This is a genomic window from Ruegeria atlantica, assembly GCF_013032005.1.
Lineage (GTDB): Bacteria > Pseudomonadota > Alphaproteobacteria > Rhodobacterales > Rhodobacteraceae > Ruegeria > Ruegeria atlantica_A.
In genome coordinates this window covers 872305-897537 of the sequence record NZ_WQBE01000001.1, presented here as the reverse complement: position 1 = coordinate 897537, position 25233 = coordinate 872305, and the positions used below count along the sequence as shown (strand labels likewise).

General features: G+C 57.9%; 26 protein-coding genes. 12 read left to right on the top strand and 14 right to left on the bottom strand.

The window, feature by feature from the left end; genetic code table 11:
* The first annotated feature begins 20 nt into the window (after positions 1-20).
* The gene (locus tag GOX21_RS04445; RefSeq protein ID WP_170375739.1) at positions 21-803 is read left to right on the top strand and encodes a DUF2189 domain-containing protein; all 783 of its coding nucleotides are present in this window, start codon (positions 21-23) and stop codon (positions 801-803) included.
* Positions 804-805: 2 nt separating this feature from the next.
* Here GOX21_RS04445 and GOX21_RS04440 read toward each other — a convergent pair whose 3' ends face one another.
* The 3 genes from GOX21_RS04440 to GOX21_RS04430 all read right to left on the bottom strand — a co-directional run bounded on the left by GOX21_RS04440 (position 806) and on the right by GOX21_RS04430 (position 4220).
* The gene (locus GOX21_RS04440) at positions 806-1558 is read right to left on the bottom strand and encodes a helix-turn-helix domain-containing protein (protein WP_226688333.1); all 753 of its coding nucleotides are present in this window, start codon (positions 1556-1558) and stop codon (positions 806-808) included.
* Positions 1559-1848: 290 nt separating this feature from the next.
* Entirely contained in the window at positions 1849-2409 is a 561-nt protein-coding gene (ilvN, locus tag GOX21_RS04435; RefSeq protein WP_170349013.1) for an acetolactate synthase small subunit, read from the bottom strand.
* Positions 2410-2468: 59 nt separating this feature from the next.
* Positions 2469-4220, bottom strand: a complete 1752-nt coding sequence (locus GOX21_RS04430) for an acetolactate synthase 3 large subunit (protein WP_170375738.1) — start codon at positions 4218-4220, stop codon at positions 2469-2471.
* 425 nt (positions 4221-4645) lie between these two features.
* Here GOX21_RS04430 and GOX21_RS04425 point away from each other — a divergent pair, with 425 nt between their 5' ends.
* Complete coding sequence (locus tag GOX21_RS04425) at positions 4646-5491, top strand: HalD/BesD family halogenase (RefSeq protein WP_170349011.1); 846 nt, start codon at positions 4646-4648, stop codon at positions 5489-5491.
* A 47-nt stretch (positions 5492-5538) separates the two neighbouring features.
* Positions 5539-5922: a bleomycin resistance protein gene (locus tag GOX21_RS04420; RefSeq protein ID WP_170349010.1), complete on the top strand. Its 384-nt coding sequence runs from the start codon at positions 5539-5541 to the stop codon at positions 5920-5922.
* Between the two features lie 79 nt (positions 5923-6001).
* Here GOX21_RS04420 and GOX21_RS04415 read toward each other — a convergent pair whose 3' ends face one another.
* Positions 6002-6649, bottom strand: a complete 648-nt coding sequence (locus GOX21_RS04415; RefSeq protein WP_170375736.1) for a response regulator transcription factor — start codon at positions 6647-6649, stop codon at positions 6002-6004.
* Positions 6646-8079, bottom strand: a complete 1434-nt coding sequence (locus tag GOX21_RS04410; RefSeq protein WP_170349423.1) for a cache domain-containing protein — start codon at positions 8077-8079, stop codon at positions 6646-6648. The genes GOX21_RS04415 and GOX21_RS04410 overlap by 4 nt, the downstream gene beginning before the upstream one ends.
* A 231-nt stretch (positions 8080-8310) precedes the next feature.
* On the opposite strand from GOX21_RS04410, the gene GOX21_RS04405 reads away from it, so the two are divergent.
* The 3 genes from GOX21_RS04405 (at position 8311) to GOX21_RS04395 (ending at position 12825) form a co-directional block, all read left to right on the top strand.
* Positions 8311-9396 carry a TRAP transporter substrate-binding protein gene (locus GOX21_RS04405; protein WP_170349008.1) on the top strand — a complete coding sequence of 362 codons (1086 nt, stop codon included), beginning with the start codon at positions 8311-8313 and terminating at the stop codon, positions 9394-9396.
* Between the two features lie 121 nt (positions 9397-9517).
* Positions 9518-10453 carry a TRAP transporter small permease subunit gene (locus tag GOX21_RS04400; protein WP_170358909.1) on the top strand — a complete coding sequence of 312 codons (936 nt, stop codon included), beginning with the start codon at positions 9518-9520 and terminating at the stop codon, positions 10451-10453.
* 17 nt (positions 10454-10470) lie between these two features.
* The gene (locus tag GOX21_RS04395) at positions 10471-12825 is read left to right on the top strand and encodes a TRAP transporter large permease subunit (RefSeq protein ID WP_170349006.1); all 2355 of its coding nucleotides are present in this window, start codon (positions 10471-10473) and stop codon (positions 12823-12825) included.
* Positions 12826-12958: 133 nt separating this feature from the next.
* Here GOX21_RS04395 and GOX21_RS04390 read toward each other — a convergent pair whose 3' ends face one another.
* The 4 genes from GOX21_RS04390 to GOX21_RS04375 form a co-directional block, all read right to left on the bottom strand.
* Complete coding sequence (locus GOX21_RS04390) at positions 12959-13348, bottom strand: VOC family protein (protein WP_170375734.1); 390 nt, start codon at positions 13346-13348, stop codon at positions 12959-12961.
* A 6-nt stretch (positions 13349-13354) separates the two neighbouring features.
* Complete coding sequence (locus GOX21_RS04385) at positions 13355-14179, bottom strand: arginyltransferase (RefSeq protein WP_170349004.1); 825 nt, start codon at positions 14177-14179, stop codon at positions 13355-13357.
* Between the two features lie 75 nt (positions 14180-14254).
* Positions 14255-14686 carry an RDD family protein gene (locus GOX21_RS04380; protein WP_170375732.1) on the bottom strand — a complete coding sequence of 144 codons (432 nt, stop codon included), beginning with the start codon at positions 14684-14686 and terminating at the stop codon, positions 14255-14257.
* Between the two features lie 66 nt (positions 14687-14752).
* Positions 14753-15175, bottom strand: a complete 423-nt coding sequence (locus GOX21_RS04375; protein WP_170349002.1) for a DUF2852 domain-containing protein — start codon at positions 15173-15175, stop codon at positions 14753-14755.
* A gap of 152 nt (positions 15176-15327) precedes the next feature.
* On the opposite strand from GOX21_RS04375, the gene GOX21_RS04370 reads away from it, so the two are divergent.
* Genes GOX21_RS04370 through GOX21_RS04350 form a run of 5 tightly spaced genes read left to right on the top strand, consistent with a single transcriptional unit; the run spans position 15328 to position 20542 of the window.
* Entirely contained in the window at positions 15328-15717 is a 390-nt protein-coding gene (locus GOX21_RS04370) for a nuclear transport factor 2 family protein (protein ID WP_170358901.1), read from the top strand.
* Positions 15714-18503 (top strand): glutamine-synthetase adenylyltransferase, encoded by a 2790-nt coding sequence (locus GOX21_RS04365; protein WP_170375730.1) that lies wholly within the window; start codon positions 15714-15716, stop codon positions 18501-18503. The genes GOX21_RS04370 and GOX21_RS04365 overlap by 4 nt, the downstream gene beginning before the upstream one ends.
* A complete protein-coding gene (locus tag GOX21_RS04360) occupies positions 18490-18762 on the top strand; it encodes a hypothetical protein (protein WP_170375728.1) in 273 nt (90 codons plus the stop codon). The genes GOX21_RS04365 and GOX21_RS04360 overlap by 14 nt, the downstream gene beginning before the upstream one ends.
* A gap of 38 nt (positions 18763-18800) precedes the next feature.
* Positions 18801-20003, top strand: a complete 1203-nt coding sequence (locus GOX21_RS04355) for an RSP_2647 family RNA methyltransferase (protein ID WP_170375726.1) — start codon at positions 18801-18803, stop codon at positions 20001-20003.
* Positions 20000-20542: an RSP_2648 family PIN domain-containing protein gene (locus tag GOX21_RS04350; RefSeq protein WP_170348997.1), complete on the top strand. Its 543-nt coding sequence runs from the start codon at positions 20000-20002 to the stop codon at positions 20540-20542. Before GOX21_RS04355 ends, GOX21_RS04350 begins: the two co-directional genes overlap by 4 nt.
* Before the next feature lie 61 nt (positions 20543-20603).
* Here GOX21_RS04350 and GOX21_RS04345 read toward each other — a convergent pair whose 3' ends face one another.
* Positions 20604-21293 carry a M48 family metallopeptidase gene (locus tag GOX21_RS04345; protein WP_170358891.1) on the bottom strand — a complete coding sequence of 230 codons (690 nt, stop codon included), beginning with the start codon at positions 21291-21293 and terminating at the stop codon, positions 20604-20606.
* Between the two features lie 255 nt (positions 21294-21548).
* On the opposite strand from GOX21_RS04345, the gene GOX21_RS04340 reads away from it, so the two are divergent.
* Positions 21549-21902: a hypothetical protein gene (locus GOX21_RS04340; protein ID WP_170375724.1), complete on the top strand. Its 354-nt coding sequence runs from the start codon at positions 21549-21551 to the stop codon at positions 21900-21902.
* Positions 21903-21963: 61 nt separating this feature from the next.
* Here GOX21_RS04340 and GOX21_RS04335 read toward each other — a convergent pair whose 3' ends face one another.
* Genes GOX21_RS04335 through GOX21_RS04320 form a run of 4 tightly spaced genes read right to left on the bottom strand, consistent with a single transcriptional unit; the run spans position 21964 to position 25136 of the window.
* Complete coding sequence (locus GOX21_RS04335) at positions 21964-23148, bottom strand: vWA domain-containing protein (RefSeq protein WP_170375722.1); 1185 nt, start codon at positions 23146-23148, stop codon at positions 21964-21966.
* Between the two features lie 3 nt (positions 23149-23151).
* Positions 23152-23322, bottom strand: coding sequence for a hypothetical protein (locus tag GOX21_RS04330; RefSeq protein WP_170348993.1), 171 nt, complete (start codon positions 23320-23322; stop codon positions 23152-23154).
* A gap of 3 nt (positions 23323-23325) precedes the next feature.
* Positions 23326-24690, bottom strand: coding sequence for a DUF2927 domain-containing protein (locus GOX21_RS04325; RefSeq protein WP_170375720.1), 1365 nt, complete (start codon positions 24688-24690; stop codon positions 23326-23328).
* Complete coding sequence (locus GOX21_RS04320) at positions 24687-25136, bottom strand: GNAT family N-acetyltransferase (protein ID WP_367647911.1); 450 nt, start codon at positions 25134-25136, stop codon at positions 24687-24689. The genes GOX21_RS04325 and GOX21_RS04320 overlap by 4 nt, the downstream gene beginning before the upstream one ends.
* Between the last annotated feature and the right edge of the window lie 97 nt (positions 25137-25233).

The following is a 25233-nucleotide window of genomic DNA, read 5'->3' as shown; positions in this document are numbered from 1 at the left end:
GCAAGGGAGGAGGACAGAACATGGACAAGCCATTTGGTGTTCCGGAAATGGGGCCGGTGAATTTGGGGATGTTGCGCGAAGCCCTACGCCGGGCCTGGACCGACTTTCGTCGGGCTCCGGTTTTTGGGCTTCTGTTTGCGGGGTTTTACGTGCTGGCCGGTTGGTTCATGGCTTGGATCACCTTGCAGACGGGCACGTCGTACTGGTTGGTTCTGGCTGCTATCGGGTTTCCTTTGCTGGGGCCCTTTGCGGCGGTGGGAATGTATGAAGTCTCGCACCGGCTGGAGCAGGGTGAGACCTTGGAATTCAAGTCTATTTTCGGAGTGGTGGTGCAGCAGGGGCGCCGTCAGTTGCCCTCGATATGCGCGATTATTGTGGTGATGTTTTTATTCTGGTTCTTTCTGGGCCATATGATCTTTGCCCTGTTCATGGGGTTGTCGACGATGACAAACGTGTCGACCTCGTTAGAGGTGTATTTGACCGCCAACGGGTTGACGATGTTGGCTGTGGGAAGCGTTGTGGGCGCTGTGTTTGCGACGGTGCTTTATATGATCACCGTACTTTCCATCCCCATGCTGTTGGACCGAGAGCTGGATTTCGTGACCGCTATGATCGCCAGTTTCAGCTATGTCCGTGATCATTTCAGCCTCATGTTATTGTGGGGAATCTTTATCGCCATCCTGACTTTTCTAGCCATGATTCCGTGGTTTTTGGGCTTGTTTTTTGTGCTGCCGTTGTTGGGGCATGCCAGCTGGCATTTATATCGGCTGATCACTCAAGCGTCGGGCGAAAACGCTGCGTGACGTCAGCTTGCCGCTTGCTGAAGCGAGCGTTCTGCACGGCGGGCGGTTCGCGCCGCTGCCAGAACGGCCGAAGGGTCTTCGCCCAGATGACGCAGTAGAATGCGCCGGGTCGTTGTCTCGCTGGCGGTCGTTCTGGACAAACAGATAGCCACCCCGCGCCAACGATCCGAATGCTCATCGGTCCCGCGCGTCACCAGATAAATACGGCTGTTTTGCGAGGCTCGGCTGGACATCAGGATATAAATCTGCCGGCCAGCACAGGCGGCGATGCCTTGCACTTCACGTTCTGTCGGAGCGGCGCTCGGCATGCCAGGGCGCGGCTCATAACCACGCACCAGCGTGCATTGCGGCAACCGGCGCGCGTGAATCAACCGATGACGCGAGGGCTTAGGATCATCCAGTTCGGTCTCCGTCGCATAGTAGAACCCCGCCGGAAACAGGTTCTCGGTCAGTGTTGTGGGGCCCGAGCCCAGAAAATCTGTAAGGGCAGACGCTGCGGGATGTGTCGGAGAGCGGTCGATCTCGTCCAGCGGGCGCAGCAGAATACGGGCGTCCACTTCGAAAAACCGGCAAATCCGGTCAAGTACGTCAGGTCTTGGAAAACTCTCGCCACCAAGGTATCGGTTAAATTGCGTCCGGTTGACGCCCAATTGTCGGCAAAGTTCTGATACTGATGTATATTGCTGCGCAAGTTGTCTGAGATTGGCGCCGAACATCCTGCGCAATTCGTCCGGGTTGCGGATGTCTTTGGTCATAGGAGTCCCAGGTTCTCGCGACTTGTTTTATAGTACGCAACATGTTCGACCTGATGGTCGACATAACGCACATATCGTACAGATGACACGAACGGGCGCATCCCAACGCCACGTCACCCCCAGAGGCTAACGTCCAATCTTACAAACGCAATAGGCTTTATCTTGTTTTGTGTGATCTTTTTGGGCGCTTTGGCGCCAATAAACGTTATTCGGCCAGTTTTAGCTTACAAGGCAGCATGACAGGCCAGAGTTTCCCCACCCATACGCGAGCCGACTGGGTGGGGTAAATGTTACTCGCCACGCAGCAGGGCCGCAACGCCAGTGCGGGCCACTTCGACCAGACCCAGAGGGCGCATCAGATCGGCAAAGGCGTCGATTTTGTCCGGGGCTCCGGTGATTTCAAAAATGAAAGAGTTCAGCGTGCTGTCGACCACGTTGGCGCGGAAGATATCGGCCAGACGCAGCGCCTCGACCCTTTTGTCGCCTGCGCCAACCACTTTGATGATCGCCAGCTCACGCTCGACCGCGTCGCCTTCGACGGTCAAATCATGCACGTCGTGAACGGTGACGATACGACCCAGCTGTGCCTTGATCTGCTCGATCACCTGCGGCGTACCGGTGGTGACGATGGTGATACGGCTCAGATGCCCGGTGTGATCGACCTCGGCTACGGTGAGGCTTTCGATGTTGTAACCACGGCCCGAGAACAACCCGATCACACGGGCTAAGACACCGGGTTCGTTTTCGACCAGAACCGCAATCGTGTGGCGCTCCTGCACGTCCGAAAAGGTCGGGCGTAGGTTATAGGCCGAATGGCGGGTAGAGCCTTTTTTGATATGTAGGGCAGACATTTACGTCCCTTTCATCATTCTTGTGGTGTTGGGCGCTCCGCCGCGCCCAACAAATTTCGTCAAACCAGAACCGAGCCTTTGGAATCGATCACGCCCTGTGTTTCGGCCTCGCCCAGCAACATCTCGTTATGTGCCTTTCCTGACGGGATCATGGGGAAGCAGTTCTCGTGCTTTTCCACCAGACAGTCAAAAATCACCGGACCGTCATAGTTGATCATCTCCATGATCGCGTCATCCAGATCGGCGGGGTCAGAGCAAAGGATGCCCTTGGCGCCGAACGCCTCGGCCAGCTTGACGAAATCGGGCAGCGCTTCGGACCACGAATGCGAATACCGCTCGCCATGCAGAAGTTCCTGCCACTGACGAACCATGCCAAGGCGTTCATTGTTCAGGATGAACTGCTTCACCGGCAGGCGATACTGAACAGCAGTGCCCATTTCCTGCATGTTCATCAGCCACGACGCCTCACCGGCCACGTTGATCACCAGCGCGTCCGGATGCGCCATCTGCACCCCAACAGAGGCCGGGAAACCATAGCCCATCGTGCCCAAACCACCCGAGGTCATCCAGCGGTTGGGGTCTTCGAAGCCAAGATACTGCGCCGCCCACATTTGATGCTGACCAACCTCGGTCGTGATGTAGCGGTCGTGCTTTTTGGTTAGCTCTTCAAGGCGTTGCAGCGCATATTGCGGTTTGATGGTCTTTTCGCTGTTGGTGAACGCCAGGCAATTCACCTTGCGCCAGTCGCTTATCTGGGCCTGCCACTTCTTGACGGCGGCCGCATCGGTCTTGCGGCCGCGCGATTTCCAGACCTTGAGGATATCCTCAAGCACATGTGCCACATCACCGACAATCGGGATGTCCACGCGGATCACCTTGTTGATCGACGAGGGATCAATGTCGATATGCGCCTTCTTCGAGTTCGGCGAGAATGCATCAATCCGCCCGGTGATCCGGTCGTCGAATCGAGCGCCGACATTGATCATCAGGTCGCAGTCATGCATCGCCAGGTTGGCCTCGTACAGGCCGTGCATCCCCAGCATGCCCAGCCAGTTCTCGCCCGAAGCCGGATAGGCGCCCAACCCCATCAGGGTCGAGGTGACCGGAAAGCCCGTCGCATCAACCAATTCGCGCAGCAATTGGCTGGCAGCAGGGCCCGAGTTGATGACGCCGCCGCCAGTGTAAAAGACTGGCTTCTTCGCGGTCTCGATTGCCGCAACCAGTTCGGTGATCTCTTCCAGATCGCCTTTCAGAACCGGCTGGTAGTGCGATGTTGACGGCTTTGGCGCGCTGTAGTCACCCGAGGCAAACTGAACGTCCTTGGGAATATCGACCAGCACCGGCCCAGGGCGGCCAGAGGTTGCGACGTGAAATGCCTCGTGCATGGTTCCGGCCAGCGAATCCGTGTCCTTCACCAGCCAATTGTGCTTGGTGCAGGGGCGGGTGATGCCAACGGTGTCAGCCTCTTGAAAGGCGTCCGAGCCGATCATGAAGGTCGGAACCTGCCCGGTCAGAACCACTATCGGGATCGAATCCAGCAACGCGTCCGTCAGGCCGGTCACCGCGTTAGTGGCGCCGGGGCCAGAAGTCACCAGTGCAACGCCGGGTTTGCCGGTTGACCGGGCATAGCCTTCGGCGGCGTGAACCGCGCCCTGTTCATGGCGCACCAGAACGTGCCGAATGTCGTTTTGCAGAAAGATCTCATCATAGATCGGTAGCACGGCGCCACCGGGGTATCCGAATACCGTGTCCACGCCCTGATCCTTGAGGGCCTGAACTACCATTTTTGCGCCGGTCATCTCACGTGTCATCTGCTTTGCTCCGTTCGCGACATGTGTCTTGCGTTTAGCATAAAAAAAGCCCCCGAGATTTTTCGGAGGCGCATGGGTTCGATTATGGTTTACCGTTACCGGCCCATGCGCGTGTTTCCTACGATTACGACTAGCGCTTTCATCGCCAGAGGCTCCTTTTCAGCTTGGCAGGGACATTATGGGCGGGCGAAAGGGGCGTCAACAGGCAATCGTACCAATTTTGTAACCTGAGATGCAGATTTTGCGACATTTTATTGCGCAGATTGCCGCAGGTTGGGAATTTCCGCGAATTTTTGCCCGCTCATGATGATTTGGGCTGGCAAATGGCAGGTCTGAAAGCGTCAAGGCAATGTCCAAAATTGACATGAGCGACCCGGCTCTGTGCGGCACGCTGGTCTCAGTTGAACAGGTAAGGGAGGCGAAGAATGTTGCAGGACCTCATAGATCTAGGGCGGTATCCGATCGATCGGCCCGGGTCGCGGGGCTATGATCAGACGATTGCAGATGTGCGGAAAGAACTTGATCAAGACGGCTGCGCGGTTCTGCCAGGATTTGTGCATGAGGACGGTTTGGAGTTGCTGGTGCGCGAGGCGGATGAGGTTGCCCCACAAGCGCATCGCTCTTTCAACAGGACCAACGCCTATTTCACCAAAGACGATCCGCGCTTTGGGATCGGGCATCCGATACGCCGTTTTTATGACCGCTCAAACGCCTTTGTTCCCGCAGATAATTTCCCCACGTCGGGTCCTTTGCGGCGGATTTACGAATATGAATGGTTCATGCCTTTTGTCCGTGACGCATTGGACGAGCCCGAGGATCGGTTTTTTCGCTATGATGATCCGCTGGCAGATGTGATCATTAACGTGGTCGAAGAGGGGCAGGGCTTTCCCTGGCATTTCGACACCAACAACTACACCGTTACGCTGGCCATTCAGAATGGAGAAGTCGGGGGCACCTTTGAATATGTGCCGAACCTGCGCACGGCCGAGGACGAAAATTTTAAGTCCGTGGCCTCGGTTTTGGACGGAGACAGGGCACGGGTCCGAGAGCTGGAGTTGCAACCGGGGGACCTACAGATTTTCAAGGGACGGTACGCGCTGCACAGGGTGGCCCCAGTAACGGGTGCGCGCACCCGATACGTTGGGATTTTCTCATTCGTTGAAGCCGAAGGGATGTGCGGCGGGGTTGAACGCACACGACAGCTTTATGGGCGTGTGTTACCGCATCATCATGCGCGTGAAGGGATGCGAAAGGATCAATTGCTGGACTGAAAATTCTGGGGTTAAAATAAAGAGGTTTTCAGCGACCGGAGGGTCCGATGCCTAAGATTATACAGCTTACGCCATTTGTTCTGTGTTCCTCCCTGCAAAAGCAGATTGATTTCTATTGCGATCGTTTGGGATTTTCTTGCGGGTTTCGGCAGGACAATTACGCTTTTTTGTCATTGGGGTCCGTGGCCATTCGGCTATTGGAATGCCCGCCGCGCGATGATGGTCGCCCGTTGGGAGAAGATCAGTCGTTTTACATAGACGTCGACGAAATCGACGATTTGTACGACAGCTTGCTGCCGGGATTGGCTGATCTACCCGAAGGGCGCGTGCGCCCGCCGTTTGATCAACCCTATCTGCAGCGCGAGTTTCACGTTATCGACGAAGACGGGACGTTGGTATTCTTTGGACAGGATATCAGCCCGAGGGGGTAGGCCCTCCCGCCCGTTGTCAATACACCTGCGGCGCATCTCCTCCGGTTAGGCCGGGCAGCGCTGCGCGCTGCGGGCGTGTTTAGAAACCGGGGCTGGTGCCTTGCAGGACACCGTGTTCCAGCGCGTATCGGGTCAGGCCCGCAGTGGATGAGATACCCAGTTTGCGTTTGATGTTCTTGCGGTGAGTTTCCACCGTGCGCACAGAGATTTCCAAGGTCTGCGCCACCTCTTTGTTGGACTTTCCCTGCGCCAGTTCCAGCAGGATGGTCTGTTCACGGCCGGTCAGCGCCTCACGTGCGCTGTCTTGTTTGGGCTGCAGCGACCCGCTGGCACCGGTGCAAAGGTACTGCTCGCCGCGCATCACCGCGTCGATGGCCTGTTTGATCTCATCCGTCGGTACGTCTTTGAGGACATAACCCTTGGCCCCGTGGTTCAGTGCGGTCGAAATATATTCGGGGCTGTCATGCATCGACAGGATCAGGATGCGGGTCTCGGGCAGGCGCTCCAAAATCATCTCGGTGGCGCTGAGCCCGCCTAGGCCAGGCATGTTCAGATCCATCAGGATCACATCGGGGGACAGATCGGCAACCTGATCGACGGCCTCTTGCCCGGTGCCAAGTGTGCAGACCACTTCGATGTCGGGATAGCTTTCAAGGATCGACTGAATCCCTTCGGCCACCATCGGGTGGTCATCCACGATCAGGACCCGGATCGAATGTGCGCTCATGTGCCGGCCTTTCGGTTCGGAGTTGCGTCTTCCTGCGGCGGAAGCAAGTGGCTAAGCGGCAGGGTAACCTCGATCACAGTGCCGCCGTGCGGGCTGCGTGATGACAGAATACGCAGTGATCCGTCAAGCTGTTCGATGCGTTCCTGCATGTTGCGTAGCCCGATCCCGGTGCTGACGCCTTCAGCCTCGCGGGGCAGGCCGCGACCATTGTCGGTGATGCGCATGGTGGCACCCTTTTTGTGACCGCGCAGATCAATTGTAACATGCGTTGCGTCGGCGTGGCGTTCGATATTGGTCAGGGCTTCTTGTGCGATACGGTAAAGGGCGATCTTGGCGTCCTGATCCAACCGGTTTCGAAACACGACGGTCGAGAATTCGGTCTCAATCCCCGTACGCTCGCGGAAATCGTCGGTCAGCGCCTTCACTGCGGGGCCAAGGCCCAGATCGTCCAGCACACCTGGGCGCAAATCGCGGCTGATGCGGCGCACCTCGGTGATTGCGGTGCCGAGATGCTCGATCCCCTTGTCCAATGGGGCGTGGGCCCCGTCGTCATCGCCCCGCGCAAGCCGCCGCCGGGCATTGTCCAGCGCGTAGCGTACACCGACGAGAATCTGGCTGATCCCGTCATGCAGTTCGCGCGCCACTCGGCCCCGCTCTTCCTCTTGCGCGTCGAGAACCCGTTGCGTCAGTTCCTTCAGTTTGGCATCCGCCAGCCGCCTTTCCCGGAAATTCAGGAGCATGCCGGATGCAAAAACGACCAGCACTGCCGCCAAAGTAATTCCGCCGATATAATAGAATGTCCGGCGTACGCGAGCTTCGACCTCGGCCCGGGCGGCGGCGATCGATGCGACAACATCGTCAATGAACACCCCGGTTCCAACAGCCCACTGCCAGCTGGGAAAGCTGGTGACGTAGGTGATCATCTGTGCCTCTTCCCCGGTCGAAGGTTTAGGCCACAGATAGGTGTGATACCCCGCACCTTGTCGGGCGATCCGGATCAGTTCGTCCACGACTGGTGTGCCCTCACTGTCGGTCAGGCCGCTCCAGTTCTTGTTGATCAGGTCGGTTTGGCGCGGGCTGACCAGATTGGTACCGTCATAGTCATAGACAAAAAAGAACCCGTCATCGCCGTAGATCATTGCCGACAGGATTTGCGCGACCTGATCCTTGGCCGCCTGATCATCGGGTTGGGCCGAGCCGTAGACAAAGTAAAATCCGTTGCGAGCCTGGGTGACATAGTTGCGCAGTTCGGCCTTTTTGGCTTCGATCAGCTGTGCCTCAAGCTGATCGATTTCACGTTCGGCCAGTTTGCGCGACTGATGCGCGACGAGAATGGCAATCGCCGCCACGGCCACAATCAGCGGCAGTGTTGCCAGCAGCGACAGCTTTTGCGCGTAATTCGGTCGAAAGACGTTGCGGAATCTCCCCATATCTCTGCGATAGGCAAATTTCACAAAAAAAGCAAAGTCGGACCGTTCAATGCCGGGAATAGGTAGGTGCCGAGTAAAAAATCGCGGTGAATCCAGCGGTTTGACCCAACGAATGACCGTTTCTACGTAGTAGTAGGTATTTTCATCTTCAATTGCATGGATATGATCCGCCCCATCGACAACGATCAACTGCCCCAAGAGGCAGACCATGACTTTGGGAGGACTGACTATATGGATCGTCGTTCATTTTTGAAAACCACGGCACTAGGCAGCAGCGCTGCTGCAGCTACCGCGCTGGCAGCACCGGCATATGCGCAGGGCAAGCGGACCCTGACGATGGTGACATCATGGCCGCGTGGCTTTGCCGTTCTGGATGACGCAGCCAGCTATATGGAGCAGATGGTCGGCGAGATGTCCGACGGTCAGCTGACCATCGACAAGAAGGCCCCGGGTGAACTGGTGGGCGCGCTGGAAGTGTTCGACGCCGTGTCGTCGGGCCAGGCTGACATGTACCACTCGGCCGACTACTACTTTATCGGTCAGCACCCCGGTTACGCCTATTTCACCGCTGTGCCGTTTGGTGGTACCGCGCAGGAACTGACCAACTGGTACTACCATGGCGGCGGCGAAGAGCTGCACGACGAGCTGGGTCAGATCTTTAACCTCAAGGGCCTGCTGGCCGGTAACTCGGGCTCGCAGTCCGGTGGCTGGTTCCGCAACGAGATTAACTCGGCCGCAGACTTCAACGGTCTGAAGTTCCGTATGCCCGGTTTGGGTGGCAAGGTGCTGGGCAAACTGGGCGCCTCGGTTCAGAACATCCCCGGCGGCGAACTGTATCAGGCGCTGTCTTCGGGTGCGCTGGACGGTCTGGAGTGGGTTGGCCCGATGGCGGACGAACGCGCCGGCTTCCAGGAAGTTGCCAAGGTCTACTACACTGCGGGTTTCCATGAGCCGGGCTCGGGTCTGGCCGCATCGGTCAACCTGGATGTCTGGAATGACCTGACACCGGCACAGCAGGCAATCCTGCGCTATGCGTCGATGGCCACAACCCACTATCAGTTGGCCGAAACGCTGGCCAACAACGGTGCCGCACTGGCGCGTCTGCAATCGCAGGGCGTGAAAACGCTGCAATTCTCAGACGACGTTTGGGACGCGTTCGGCCAGGCATCCGCCGAGGTCATGGACGAGAACATGAATGACGAGTTGTTTGCCAATATCCGCGGTTCGTTCGAAGAGTCGCTGGCGACGTCGGCCTCGTGGATCAACAAGTCGGATGGATACTACGTCCAGCAGCGCGTTCGCGTTCTGGGTGGCTAAGTAGGCGCCGGAAATCTCAGAGGCCTCACGAAAGTGGGGCCTCTTTTCAATACATATTCTCTGAATCCTGCGACCCCTGCTAAGGTGAAAGTCACAGATATTCAGCTGAGTGAGGGACATCATGGACGACAGCAGCTCGGTTGGTTTGACCGACGCTCTTGCCGCAGTTGGCGGCGGGATTGTCTGGGTTCTGCAAAATCTGGCCCAAGCCTTCTACAACATTGGCTACGCACTGACCCATCCAAGCCTCTGGCTGGATTGGTCCGATAAAGAAGCTGTCATGCGCTTCGTCTACTATGGCGGATCGGTTGAGTTCTTCTTTGCCGTTTTTGCAGTTTTTCTGGTTATCACGATCATCGGCATGGTCCGCAACAACTTCATGTGGGGGTGTGTGCGCGGACTTGAGGGGTTCACCAACACGCTGGGCCGTTTCTTTGCCTGGGCTGGTCTGCTGATGGTGCTACAGCAAATCATCATCGTGATCATGCAGCGGATTTTCACCCGCCCCGACATCGTGATCGCCTTTGGCATTCCGCTGCAATACGACATCAGTTGGTACGCTGAAATGTTGAAGTTTTACAACGCTTTGGTGGTGTCTCTTTGTGTAGGGTACACCTTTGTGCAGGGCGGGCATGTGCGGGTTGATCTGTTCTATGCCCCGGCACGGTTCGGCACCAAAAAGGTGATCGACATGCTGGGCTCGGTGTTCTTCATGATGCCGCTGGCGGTGCTGGTCTGGATGTATGGCTGGTACTTCATGTGGCGGCACCTGATCGTGCCGAAACCCTCGGCCAGTGACACGCTGGAGCGGCTGCTGCTGAAATCGAAGGCGATGCGCTGGAATGTCGAAACCATCGGCTTCAGCCCCAACGGTTTCACTGCGTATTTCCTGTTCAAGATCATGCTGGTGGCCTTTGCCGGGCTGGTCTTCCTGCAAGCAATCGCGTTCCTGTACCGGTCGTATCTTGAATACGTGGAAGGACCGGACAGTGCCGGAAAATACCTCGACAAAGACAGCCTTGGCGAGGGTGAAGAAGCCTTCGAAGGCGTACATTAAGGACGGAGACCAAGACTATGCTATTCGGACTTGATGGCGTCGAGATAGGCCTCATAATCGTATTTTTCTGCCTTTTCGGAGGCATCCTTTCCGGGTTCCCGGTGGCTTTTGCCATCGGTGGGGCTGGTATCATCTCATTCGGGATCATCGCGGCATTGGACAGTGCCGGGTTGCTGGTGCATCAGGCCATCGACTCGGGCACGCAGGCCTATCGGGATCTGGTGAATTCGGGCGTCAAACCTGACACCATATCTGTTTTCCGATACCCGGAATTGCCAACCATTGGCGAGCCGGTCTTCCCCTCTGGCTGGGAAACTGCGCTGGACCGCAACGTCTCGTTCATTGTGAACCGTATCAACGAACGTGTTCTGGCCGGGCAATCCATCGAAACCCTGTTGGCCGTGCTGATGTTCGTCCTGATGGGCATCACGTTGGAGCGTTCAAAGATCGCCAACGATCTGCTGACCACAATGGCGCGTGTTTTTGGCCCGTTGCCGGGTGGTCTGGCCGTGTCGATCGTGGTTGTGGGCGCGTTTCTGGCGGCCTCGACCGGGATTGTGGGCGCGACCGTTGTGACCATGGGTTTGCTGGCGCTGCCGACCATGTTGCGAAACAACTACTCGCCTGAACTGGCAACCGGTGTGATCGCGGCCTCGGGGACGTTAGGGCAAATCATCCCGCCCTCTATCGTGATTGTTCTGCTAGGCACGCTGGCTGGTGATTTGTATTCAACTGCGCAGGAAACCCGCGCGGTTGAGGCCGGGTGTACCGACGCGCTGACCTATCTGGGTGAGCCTGCGGTGGTCTCGGTCGGCACATTGTTCCAGGCGGCCTTGCTGCCGGGGATCATGCTGGCCTTGCTGTATGCGCTTTATGCCTTCGGCTATGCGTTGATGAACCCCGAAAAAGCCCCGGCCGTGGAACTGGGCGGCGGTGGCGGTGAACCGATCACCCGCGGTGAAGGCCTGACATGGCTGCTGGGCGCGCCCGTCGCGCTGATCGTGGGTGCCGTTCTGCTGGGCAGCACGGGTGTGATCGGCAGCCAGAACATCACTGTCTCGGCCTTTTCGGATATCGGCGAGGGTGCTTCGCTGCGCACCAACGTATCTGAGGAATGCAAGGTCTCGATGATCGAACTGCACGGTCAATCCGCCTGGGATCAGGCCGTGGCCGAGCAGCAAGCGTTGGATGAGGCTGGCGGTGTTTCTCAGGCTCAGCGCCTGACCGAAGAAGAGCTGGCCGCTGCGCAGGAGGCCAAGATTGCCGCTACTGCACCCATTGGTACTGGTGTCGCGGTTATCGTTGTGCTGCTGGGTCTGACCTTGCTGTTTGGTCGCGGCATAGCACCGTCGCAATCTACACAACCACTGATCATTGGATCCATCGGCCTGTTGTTGATGGTGCTGGTGGATGTGCTGCTGATTGCGCCGACGACCTCGTCAGGGTTGGCCTTCGTGATCATGGCGATACCGTTTGCGCTGGCGATCTATGGCTGCAAGTTCGCGGCTGAACGCTGTGCCACCAATGATCTGATCCGTGTGGTCTTTCCACCGCTTGTCCTGATCATCGCGGTGCTGGGTTCAATCCTTGGCGGCATTACCAACCCGACACCGGCGGCTGCGCTGGGTGCGGGCGGGGCGATCATGCTGGCGGCATATCGCAAGCTGCAGGATCAGGGGCGCTCGGGGAAAGTGATCATCTGGTCGACCTTCGCCGTCATCATCTGCATGCTGATGGGCATAAACTTCGATCTGCGCATCAATCAAGGCGATGTCTCGGTCGAAAGCTGGATCGCCTTTATCTTTGCCTACGCGGCTTACCTCTATGCGCTGTTCGGTCTGATCTTTGCCTGTTGGGTTCTGTTCTCAAGCGGGGTTCTAACCCCTGTGGTGCGCGAGACGGCCAAGGTAACGTCGATGGTCTTTACCATCCTGATCGGATCGCAGCTATTGAACCTGGTGGTGATCTCGTTTGGCGGCGAGCATTACATTCAGCAGTTCCTGCGCAGCTTTGACAACGAGTTCACGGTCTTCCTGATCGTGATGTTGGTGCTGTTCATTTTGGGCTTTGTGCTGGATTTCCTCGAGATCATCTACATCGTGATCCCCATCGTGGGCCCGGTGATCTATGGCGGGTCGTTTGACCCGAAATGGGTGACAATCATGGTGGCGGTGAACCTGCAGACCTCGTTCCTGACGCCACCGTTCGGGTTTGCGTTGTTCTACCTGAGGGGGGTTGCACCGAAAGAGGTGACGACGGGCCATATCTATCGTGGGATCATACCATTTGTGATCATTCAGGTGGTGGGGATTGGTATCCTGTGGTCTTTCCCGTCGATTGTGACCATCGTGCCGGATCTGATCCCGAATTGATTGGTTACTGTGATCCAACGGAAAAGGGGGCCAATTGGCCCCCTTTGCTTTTTTGGATTGTTGAATGGGCCAGCCCCTTCTTGGCCTGCGGCCAATTCAACCCCGAGAAATTTTTTGGCCAGATGAAGGCAGATCAGGTGAACTGAATCAGGTCCCAACGATTTCCGAACGGATCGCGCCAGACGGCGACCCAACCGTAGGGTTCTTGTCTGGGGTCTTCTTCGAAATGGACGCCTTTGGACAACATTGCGGCGTGATCGCGTTCGAAATCATCCGTTTGCAGAAAGAAGCCAACGCGGCCTCCGGTCTGATTGCCCACGGAGGCGATCTGGTTTGGACCGTCTGCCTGCGCCAGCAACAGTGACCCGCTATCTGATCCTGGAGGAGACACCAGCACCCAGCGTTTGCCACCGCCCAGGTCAACGTCTTGCGTCAGAGTGAAGCTGAGTTTTTGGGTGTAGAACGCAATAGCTGCATCGTAATCCGGCACCACAAGGGTGACGGCGTATAGTGTTTGGCGCATGGAAGTTTAGCCCTTGGTCGGGTGGCGGTCGGGCAGTTGAATACTGGCGACCTGCTCGGCAATCGGCGCGGTGGATAGCGGGTGGTGCTTGCCGTCCGCCAGTTCAGACGGATTGTTGATACGCTTCCAATTGCCTTGGATATAGGCTTCGAGCCCTGAAAACCGCGCCTTGTACCCCATCTTGGGGCTGCCTGGTACCCAATAGCCCAGATAGACGTAGGGCAGGCCAGCCTCTCGCGCGATGTCGATGTGATCGAGGATCATGTACGTTCCCAGTGAGCTTTGCGGCTGTTCAGGGTCATAGAAGGAATAAACCATGCTAAGCCCGTCATCCAAAACGTCAGTCAGGCTGACGGCGATCAGCTCTCCGTTTTCGGGGTCGGCATATTCCACCACGCGGCTGCGGATCGGAGTTTCTTCGATCATTGCGGCGAATTCGAACACATCCATATCGGCCATACCGCCATCGGCGTGGCGTGTGTCCAGATAGCGGCGGAACAGTTCGTATTGCTCATCAGTTGCCCAAGGCGAGTTTGCACGGCGCTGTAGGTAGGCATTGCGTTTGGCCGTGCGCTTTTGGCTTTTGCTGGGGCGAAAAGCCGACACATCGATGCGGGCTGAAAGACAGGCTGCGCAATCAGTGCAGGATGGGCGGTAAAGCACATTCTGGGATCGGCGAAACCCCTGTTGCGACAGGGAATTGTTCAGCTGATCGGCACCTTCGCCCTGTAGTGCGGTGAACAACTTACGCTCCATCCTGCCCTCAAGGTAAGGGCAGGGTTGCGGGGCCGTCACATAAAATTGCGGCGCGATGGGCAGCGTGTGTCGCATGAAGGTTCCGTGTTTCCTGACACAGGATGATAACAACGGTTCCCTGAGCCGCCAAGTGATTCAATTGGCAGATATTTAAGCCCGCTGGTTGATCATGACCGTGCCTAGGAACGAATCCGTCAGGCCCTGACAACGTGCGCTGGTCAGCATCATGATGACCGAGATGATCTGAACCACGAAAAACGCCATGCTGATGAAATACCCGGCGGTATGGGCCACGGCTTTGCCCATATCCAGACGGGACCCGAATGCGTCCCGCAATTCAATGCCCATGAAACGCATGCCCAGTGTCGACGATCCGTTGGCGATGGTAACAACGCGGTACACAAAGCTGATGACGCCATAGATCAAGGGCAGAAACAGCAGCCCCGCGCCGAATGTCAGGAAAACCGGCACGATGCACAGCAGCGAAATGAAGGCGATATCAAACAGCCACGCGACAAAGCGTTTGGTTGCTACCGACTGGTAGAACTCAGGCTGGGTATCAGGGTCGGGCAGGTGGGTCATGTTGTAATATCCGGATATTGTTCGGAAATTACCCTGTCCCGGATGGCGGGACAGGGCAAGCTTTGATCAGGCGCGCTCGCCGTTTTCGGGCTCGTCGTGGTTTTCGCGGGCGCGTTCGTCCATGAACTGATCGAATTCAGCCTTGTCCTTGGCGTCACGCAGGCGGCGCAGGAAGGCTTCGAAGTCCTGTTGTTCGCGTTCAAGCCGCGCCAGAGTGTCCGCCTTATAGGCATCAAACGCGCTGTTGCCCGAGGGTTTCATGGCGCTCATGTGACTGTGCCAGGATTTGCGGCGGCTGCAGGATTTGCTGAACATGCGTTTGCTCCAGATCATGTAGGCCAACAGGGCCAGGCCAACGGGCCAGAAGAAGATGAAACCAAGGACCATGACGGCGATCCAGGCGCCTTTGCCTTTGTCATCAAGCCAAGTTTCGATGCGGTGCAGCCATCCCGGATTTTCTGGGACGGCGGGGTCGGACAGTGCGGTCATTTGGGGTCTCCGGGGTTGATGTAAATCGTTTTCACATTGATAAGATGGGAAGCAGATGGCTGGTTGCAAGGGGTCGATGTGAAAAAGATTTACATTATGCGTCGGGGCCAAGTTTGGTTGACGTCACCCAGAGAACAAAGCAGTTTGCAAAAATGTCTGTCGAAGAACGAAAAACCGCCCCGTCACTTGCCGAAATTCTGGAACTGGAAAAGCAAGTCTGGACTGCACTAGTTGAAGGCAACGCCTCGGCCGACCGGGCGTTGCTGAGCGCGGATTTTCTGGGGGTCTATCCCACCGGGTTCGCCAACCGCGATGATCATGTCGGGCAATTCGCTGATGCGCCAACGATGTCGCGGTACGAGTTGAGCGAGACAAAACTGCGGGTTCTGAACGCTGATATTGTCCTGTTGTCCTATCGTGCCGATTACCAACGCCCGGACAGTGATGCTTGGGAGGCGATGCTGATCTCTTCCCTGTGGGAGCGCCGCCATGACGTCTGGGTCAACAGTTTCAGTCAGGACACTCCGTTGGAGGCGCAATGACCGGTCCGCTGACCATCCACCGTGTTCCGCGGGCGTTTGATGCATCGCTGGGTGATGAAGCGCTGAATGCGGTATCTGGTATCACGCCTGAACAAGGGGAGCTGATTGCAGGGACGGCGGGTTCGAGTCCATACCTAAAGGGATTGATCGAACACGAACGCGATTGGTTGCCGTCGGCCTTGCAAGAGCCCGATCAGGCTTTTGCGGATGTGATGGATGCAGCGCGTGCCTTACCACCGGATCAGTTGAAATCCGGTTTGCGGCAAGCCAAGCGGCGCATGGCTTTGCTGACCGCGCTGGCCGATCTGGCGGGCGCGTGGCCGTTAGAGAAAGTGACCGCTGCGCTGACGGATTTCGGCGCGCTGGCTGCGGATGTTGCCGCCAAGGCCGAGATCGCGGCACTGATCCGGCGCGGCAAGCTGCCGGGGATGACCAAAGACGATGTGGAAACCGCCGCCGGGATGATCATTTTGGCCATGGGCAAGATGGGCGCGCACGAGCTGAACTATAGCTCGGATATCGACCTGATCGTTCTGTTTGATGAGACCCGCTTTGACCCCGATGATTTCTTCGATGCGCGTCAGGGGATGGTGCGGGCCACGCGCAATTTTTGCGCCACGCTCAGCGACAAGACCGCTGATGGGTATGTGTTCCGCACTGACCTGCGATTACGTCCCGATCCGGCGGTGACCCCGGTCTGTTTGGCGACCGAGGCGGCCGAGCGGTATTATGAAAGCCTTGGCCGCACCTGGGAAAGGGCAGCTTATATCAAGGCGCGCCCATGTGCCGGTGACATTGCCGCCGGGCAACGCTTTCTTGATGCATTGCGCCCCTTTGTCTGGCGCAGGCATCTGGATTTCGCCGCCATTCAGGACGCGCATGACATGCGCCTGCGCATTCGCGAGAATAAAGGTACCGGCGGCACGCTGACCATTCCCGGCCATGATATGAAGCTGGGGCAGGGTGGCATTCGTGAGATCGAATTCTTCACCCAGACCCGCCAATTGATCGCGGGAGGTCGCGACCCTGACCTGCGCGTGCGCGGCACGGTGCCCGGTCTGGCTGCATTGGCCGGAAAAGACTGGATACCGCAGGACGTGGCCGAAAAGCTGACCGACCACTACCGCTCCCACCGCGAGGTCGAACATCGCATTCAGATGGTTCACGATGCTCAGACCCATAAGGTGCCCCAATCACCGGATGGGATCGAACGCGTTGCCTGCCTGATGGGGATGAACAGCGCCGAGTTGACCGCAGATCTGACCCGTCGTCTGACCGAAGTGCATGAGCTGACCGAGGGGTTCTTTGCCCCAGGATCTTCGACGCCCGCACCTGCCGGTGAGGCCGATTTTGACCAAAATGTCCTGGCCCGCTGGACCACCTATCCAGCGCTACGCTCGCAACGCGGCGCGCGGATATTTGAACGTCTCAAGCCCGAGCTGCTCTCGCGCCTGTCGAAAACTGCAAAACCGGACGAGGCACTGCGGGCGCTGGACGGTTTTCTTGCAGGGTTGCCAGCAGGTGTGCAGCTGTTTTCCCTGTTCGAGGCTAATCCCCACCTGATTGACCTGCTGGTCGATATTGTGGGCACCTCGCACGCATTGGCGGCGCATCTGTCCCATAACGCCGCCGTGTTTGACGCGGTGATTGGGGGCAGTTTCTTCAGCGACTGGCCAGGGCAAACGGCACTTCAGTCTGATCTTGAGCAGGCGCTGCAGCAGGAAACGGACTATGAAACGCAGCTGGATTTCGCACGTCGCTGGTGCAAGGAATGGCATTTCCGTATCGGTGTACATCACCTGCGCGGTCTGATTGACGGTGTGCAGGCCGGACAGCAATATGCCGAACTGGCCAGCGCTGTTATAGCCGCGATCCTACCTTGCGTGACTGAACAATTCGCCAAAAAGCACGGACCTGCGCCGGGGCGCGGGGCGACTGTACTGGGTATGGGATCGCTGGGGGCAGGGCGGATCAACTCGCAATCCGATCTGGACATGATCGTGATCTATGACCCGCTGGATCAGGACATGTCGGACGGTCCGCGCCCTCTGGCCACGCGTACCTATTACGCCCGGTTCACACAGGCGTTGATCACGGCGCTCTCTGCTCCGATGTCGCAGGGGCGGCTTTATGAGGTCGACATGCGCCTGCGCCCGTCTGGCAATCAGGGGCCGGTGGCGACCAGCTGGGCCAGCTTCACCAATTACCAGCGCAACGAAGCCTGGGTGTGGGAGCATTTGGCCCTGACCCGTGCCCGCGTGGTCGCAGGCGACGCGGGTTTGACGCAGGATATCGAGAGCTTTCGCGCTGATTTTCTGGCGCAACCGGAAGACCGCCAGAAGGTCCTGCGCGAAGTGTCCGAAATGCGCGCCCGTTTGGCCGCCGCCAAATCCCCGGCGGGGATATGGGATGCCAAGAACGGCGCCGGGCGGATGATGGATATCGAACTGATGGCCGAAACGGGGGCATTACTGTCTGGTGTGACACAGCGCGACGTGCAGTCCGGGTTGGACGGCACTGTCGCTGCCGGTTTGCTGGACGTCGCGCAAGTGCAAACGCTCAAGGATTGCTACGATTTATGCTGGTCCGTGCAATGCGCCGCCCGGCTGCTGTCGGGTAAGGTGATCGAGGCGGACAAGATCGGCGAGGGCGGCGCGGCTTTCCTGTGTCGGGCCACCGGTTTCGAACAGGTCGAACACCTGCAGGGCGCGCTGCAGGACAGTTACACCGCCGCCGCCGGTATTATCGGTCGCGTGCTTGAGGAGGGGCAAGATGCCGCGCAATGACGATCCAAACGATCACAAGGGCCTGATCCGTGAGGCGTACCGCATCGACGGCATCACGCTGCCCGAATGCCGCAGCATTTTTCTGGACTGGGCGCTGAGCCTGCCTGCGGATCGCGATCAGACACAGGCCCTTACTGCGTTACACGCCATCTATGCCACGCAAGCGGCCGATCATCCGATGACACAAGTGTTGGCCGAAGGGCTACAATCGGCTCAGACACCCAAGAGGCGCGGCGGCTGGCGGTCCCGGTCTCGCTAGGGCTTTTCCCCCGGCGCGTTCACCACTATGAGGGCGTCATGACCCAAGCCACCGACCGCCCCCGTATCCGCCTGAAACCCAAAGCCAACGCGCGCGGCCTGCGCCATGGCTTCCCGTGGGTCTATGCCAACGACATTGTCACCGACCGGCGTACACGCAAGATACCGGTTGGCGCTTTGGCCGTGCTGGAGGATGACAAACGCGCGCCCATTGCGTTGGTCGCCGTGAACCCCGAGTCGAAAATCATGTGCCGCGTACTGGATCGCGACCTTGATGCCGATCTGAATGCTGAATGGTTCGAATCCCGCCTGCGCCGCGCTTTGGGCATGCGCGAACACCTGTTTGACGCCCCCTATTACCGCCTTATCCACGCCGAAGCGGATGGCTTTCCCGGCGTGATCATCGACCGCTTTGGTGATGCCTGCGTGATCCAACCTAACGCCGCCTGGGCCGAGGCGCATCTGGAAACGCTGACCGACGCGTTGGTTGCTGTGACGGGTGTGACAACTGTGCTGAAAAATGCCTCGGGCCGCACTCGGGGACTGGAAGGGCTGGATGATGAAAACCAGACCTTGCGTGGAACTGCGCCTGACGCTCCGCTGCCGGTGCCAATGAATGGCGCGACCTATATGGCTGATCTTACCGGAGGCCAGAAAACCGGCCTGTTTTACGACCAACGCCCCAACCATGCATTCGCTGCACGGCTGGTGCAGCTGGGTGCGCAAGTGCTGGACGTGTTCAGCCATGTGGGCGGTTTTGGTCTGGCGATGCTGGCTGGCGGCGCGGCGCAGGCCCTGTCTGTCGATGGTTCGGCTGCGGCGCTGGACTTGGCGACGAAGGGTGCCGAGGCTTCGGGATGCGCGGATCGATTTGAAACCCGTCAGGGCGATGCGTTCGAGGTGCTGACCAAATTGGGCGAAGAAGGCGCGCAATTTGACGTGGTCATCTGTGATCCACCCGCTTTTGCGCCGTCGAAACAAGCCCTGGACGCGGGCCTGCGCGCTTATGAGCGTATCGCACGGCTGGCCGCACCCTTGGTAAAACCGGGCGGCTATCTGGGGCTTTGTTCTTGTTCACACGCGGCCGATCTGGGTCGGTTCCGCGACGCGTCCTCGCGCGGGATTGGTCGGGCAGGGCGGCAGGCACAACTGATCCACACGGGGTTTGCCGGCCCCGACCACCCGCAACTGCCGCAATTGGCTGAAAGCGGGTATCTCAAAGCCGTGTTTTACCGGCTGTGAAGGCGGTTCTGGATACCTGTGTCATCTACCCCACGGTGATGCGAGAGATGCTGTTGGGCGCCGCCAGATTGAGTCACTTTACGCCGATCTGGTCTCCTCGTATCCTCGAGGAATGGGCCCGCGCCGCCCGCAAACTGGGCCCGGAAGGCGAGGCGCAGGCCCGTGCCGAAATCGCCCTGACGCAGGCGCAGTGGCCTAAGGCCGAACGCGCGGCCAATCCGGGGCTTGAACAACGCCTCTGGCTGCCCGATAGCGCTGATATTCACGTTCTCGCCACCGCCGTTGAGGCCTCGGCCGATGTTATCGTCACCGTGAACGCCAAGGATTTCCCAAGAAATATCCTGTTGGAAGAAGGGCTTGAACGCCGCGATCCTGACGGCCTGCTATATGGGTTCTTGCTGGACGACCCCGACGGCATGGCGGAACTCGCCGACCGTGTTTTAGCCGAAGCCAACCGGCTGTCCGGTGATCAATGGACCTTGCGCGCGCTGATGAAAAAGGCCCGTCTGCCAAGGTTGGGCAAGGCGCTCAGCCATTAGGCCGTATCCAACTTCATCTGGTTAATAATATCCCGGTGTGGCTGGCCCCACTCTTTCGAACCTAACCGCCTGCGCCCCAACGCTGCTCAAGTGCTTCCAGCGCTGCAATCCGCTCATCCGTTTTGGGATGACTCATGAGCCAGGCCGGAGTAACACCCGCGCGCTGTTGTGTCAGGTCTTCCAACTTGTGAAACAGCGACTTTTGCGGCCCAATCCCGATCCCGGCCTTGGTCAGCAGAGCGGCGGCATATTCATCCGCCTCATATTCATCGCTGCGCGACAGGCGCGAGGCCAGCAGGTGGGTCAGCATATTGGCAATCCACGCGCCGATGAAGGGAATGAACCGGTTCAACAGCATCATCAAAGCCGCCCGCAATGCGTTCTGGCCGGAAAAATCGATCATCCGCCGCCGCGCATGCCCCAGCGCAACATGTCCCAGCTCATGTGCAATAACGCTGGCCATTTCCTCGGCCGAAACCTCTCCGTTACGGAACTTGCGATAAAAGCCGCGCGTAATGAATATCCGCCCGTCAGCAGCCGCCAGACCGTTCACCGGGTCGATCTCGTAGATGTAAACCGGGACCCGGTCGATCTCGAGCGCGGCGGCCAGCCTGTCAGTCATGCGTTTCAGCACCGGATCAGCCAGTTCGGTCGATTTCGCATCCAGCTCTCGGTGCGTTCGCCAGACGGAAATCCGGTACATCACAAAGGCATAAGCAATCGCCAATAGGATCGGGGTCAATCGAAGCATGCACTAGATATGGCTCTGAGTGGGGGAATAGGCAACCAGCCTTAAACATTTGTGCAGTAAACAGAGCGGACGTCCAATTTTTGTCGAAATTCCCGGATAGCGAGAAAATGGTGTAAGAAATTCACTAGGATTCAATTGATTATGAAGAAGTTTTGTTTTCGCGCGTACAGAGCTTGCCTAAGATCAATGGGATTATACGGGCTTCTATTGTGTTTCATGGCTGCTTGGACACTGACTTTCGGTTGGTCTCAGGGAATGAGTATTGGACCGATGGCTTTGGCCACGCTGATTACACTCGGTTTCAGTGTAGCAATGACCAATTCAAAACTAACGCCGAATTGGTTGGCTGATCCGGATGGCAATGTAAAAGCACTAATCGTCTTTGTGGGTTCAGGTCCACTTATGCTTGTTTTTGGCGTGGCGGCCATCGCTGTCATTGGACCATTGGGGTTTGAAACACAGTTGGGTAAATCGCTGTCCATTCTGGTCGCGTTTCCCGCTTTGGTGTTGGGAACTGTGATGGGTTGGGCGGCCCTGTTCTACGGGATTTTGCCCAACAAAGACCAATCCGTCCCGCCAACGCGGCCAAGTTTTCCTCTGCCGGAGTAACCCACCGAAAACGCAATCCTGCGCGACCTGCGTCAATCGCGCACGAGCAGTTGATCCTGACTTAACGCGTCAATTCCTTCATTCCCTGCTCCAGTCCGGCCAGGGTCATCGGCACCATGCGATCCTCAAAAATTTCCTGAATCATGCCGATCGAGTGGGTGTATTCCCAGTATTTCTCGGGCACCGGGTTGATCCACAGGTTTGACGGCCATTGCTCGCGGGCGCGTTGCAGCCAGACCTGCCCGGCCTCTTGGTTCCAGTGCTCGTTGGCGCCGCCTGGATAGGCGATCTCGTAGGGGCTCATCGAGGCATCGCCGACAAAGATGCACTTGTAGTCCGAGCCATAGGTGCGCAGCACCTCATGCGTGGGGGTCTTCTGATCCCAACGGCGGCGGTTGTCGCGCCAGACGCCTTCGTACAGGCAATTGTGAAAGTAGTAGTACTCCAGATGCTTGAACTCGGTCCGGGCGGCCGAGAACAGTTCTTCGACCACTTTGATATGCGGGTCCATTGAGCCGCCGACGTCCAAAAACAGCAGCACTTTGACAGCGTTGTGGCGTTCGGGGCGGGTTTTCACATCCAGATAACCATGTTCGGCTGTGGCTCGGATGGTGCCGTCCAGATCCAACTCTTCCGCCGCTCCTTCACGCGCCCAGCGACGCAGGCGTTTCAAGGCGACCTTGATATTGCGCGTGCCCAGTTCAACCGTGTCGTCCAGGTTTTTGAATTCACGCTTGTCCCAGACCTTGACCGCACGCTGATGGCGGCTCTCGTCCTGACCGATGCGTACGCCTTCGGGATTATATCCATAGGCTCCGAACGGAGAGGTGCCAGCGGTGCCAATCCATTTGTTGCCACCCTGATGACGGCCTTTCTGATCCTTGAGGCGCTCGCGCAGCGTCTCCATCAGTTTGTCGAACCCGCCCATGGCTTCGATTTCGGCTTTTTCTTCTTCCGAGAGGTGTTTTTCGGCCATCTTTGCCAGCCAATCGGCGGGAATGTCGACTGCTTCAAGAACCTGTTCAAAGCTGATCTCGTCCAGCCCTTCAAAACTGGCGGCAAAGGCGCGGTCGAATTTGTCGATGTTGCGTTCATCTTTCACCATCGACACGCGGGCGAGGTAATAAAACGCCTCGACATCATATGTGGCCAGACCCTTTTTCATGCCCTCAAGAAAGGTCAGGTATTCGCGCAAGGATACGGGAATGCCCGCTTTTCTGAGATTTTCGAAAAAGGGCAGGAACATGGGTCAGACCACAAAACGTATGAGAATAAGGGACAGCACAAGACCGACCAATGCAAAGGCAATGCCATACCCGGCTGCATATTGCGCCATGTCGGCGCCGGTGCCGTTGCGCTTGCGCGCTGTCATCGCCCCAAGGATTGCCCCCAATATCGCCATTCCCAGAATTACGACCATGCGTTATCCGCCTCTGTTGTTGGGGGATCCTTCCGCAACTTCCTGATTAAGCGACCGGACCACCGTTTCCGAGCCGAACCCGTAACGTGCCCATCCCAGACTGTCCAGCCTGACAGAGCGAGCCTCAGCCGTCCGGCCCGCCTGATTAAGGGCTTCGGATTTCAGAAGCAACAATGTCGCCAGTTGCGAGGCATTTTCGGCCCGCATCATCACGTCGATGGCCTTATCCAATTCGGGCAGGGCTTCGGGGCCTTTGCCTAGTGCTAGTGCGAAAGCGGCAGTCTGTGTAGTGATATAGGCCTGATGGATTTCGGTGCCGGGGGTTGCGCGCAAGTATTGCAAAGCGGTCTGATAATTGCGCAGCGCGTCCTGCGGTTTGTCGAACTGACCCATCCGCCCCATCAGGTAATAGGGATAGGCGCGGCGATGATCGGTCCAGCCCTGTTCCTGACCGATCCGCGCGGCCTTTTGCGCGGCCCGCAGGCGCCGTTGCGTATTCAGTTGCGGGCGCAGGGATTTTTGAACCGCATTGATCCATTCACGCGGCGTTTCAGATAGCGGCTGCATTGGTATGTTCTCGCCACGCGGGTTCAGGCGTCTCAGAATACCGGGTAGGGCGGCCTTAACCTGTTCGCTTGTCATTCCGCTGCGCAGTTCGGGCGCGTAGGCCGTGCGCAGGATCAGCATGTCGAACCCAGTAAGGACAGTATGGATATTGTCATCGTTGAACACTGAATCCGGCAGATGATACAGATCGTTCAGCGGTCCCAGTGACTGCGCAATCTCTTCATGCAGGCAATCGCGTTTTTCCTGCGGGCTGACGTCGTATGGAATAAAGATGCCCAGACGTTCGCGGCTGCGCAGCCGGCTCCAGCTGCTTATCTGTTTGCGCCGGTTGCGGCGGTACTCTTCAAAGCTCGAAGAGTTCGGCACCACGAAACAGGCCGCCTGTGGCAGAATTTCGTGGATCTCTGCCTGACTGACGGCCTCGATTGTGATGTTGGCCGTGCCGTCCGAAATCTGTTGAATGTCGATCCCGGCCTCGCGGCGCAGGCGGGTCAGCAATTGGGTCAGGTCGCGCTGCATCGAGGGCGTAGGTGAGCCGGTCAGACGCACGGTGATCGGCGTTTCAAACCGCGTGAATACCGGCAGTTTCGCGCCCCCTTCCAACGCGAAATGTAACGATACGAAATCCGCCGCGATATTGGCGTTCGACCGGCCCGGTGGCATCGGGAACGCGCGGGTGAATGTCTTGGCCGGGGGCAACGTCTCTTCAATCGCCTGCACGCGAGTTGGTACTTCGGTCGTCTCAACCGCTGCGCAGCCTGCCAGCGCCACACCTGCAACAAGGGCCAGCCATCGCATCATGGGCGCTGATACCGGATAAAGGGCGTCTGTTTGCCGATGCGGTCATAAAGTTTGCGGGCGGTGTGGTTGAAATCCTGCGTCAGCCAATAGACTGAAGGCGCGCCCTGTCGGTCGGCTTCATCATACACCGCCTGAATTAGAGCGCGGCCGACTCCGGAACCACGCGCCTGGGGGCGGGCGAACAGGTCTTGCAAGTAGCACACGGATTCAACCTTCCACGCGTGGCGGTGGAAAAGGTAATGCGTGAGACCAACAAGCCGCCCGTTTTGTTCCGCAACAAAACATGAGAAATCGTGCGGATCATCGCCCAGCAATCGTGCAAAGGTGCTGTCATAGATCTCATCTGCGACCGTTGTTTCATAAAACGCCAGATAGTCGCGCCACATGTCGGACCATTCAGCGCGGTCTTCAGGCCGCAAGGCGCGGATGGTCAAAGTGTCAGTCAATCACAGGGTCCCATCTGATCCGGTTATAGGTAGCCCGGATAAACCGGACCGCCACCTGCAATGCTGACAGCCAGACCTGTCCAAAGCAAGCAGCGAT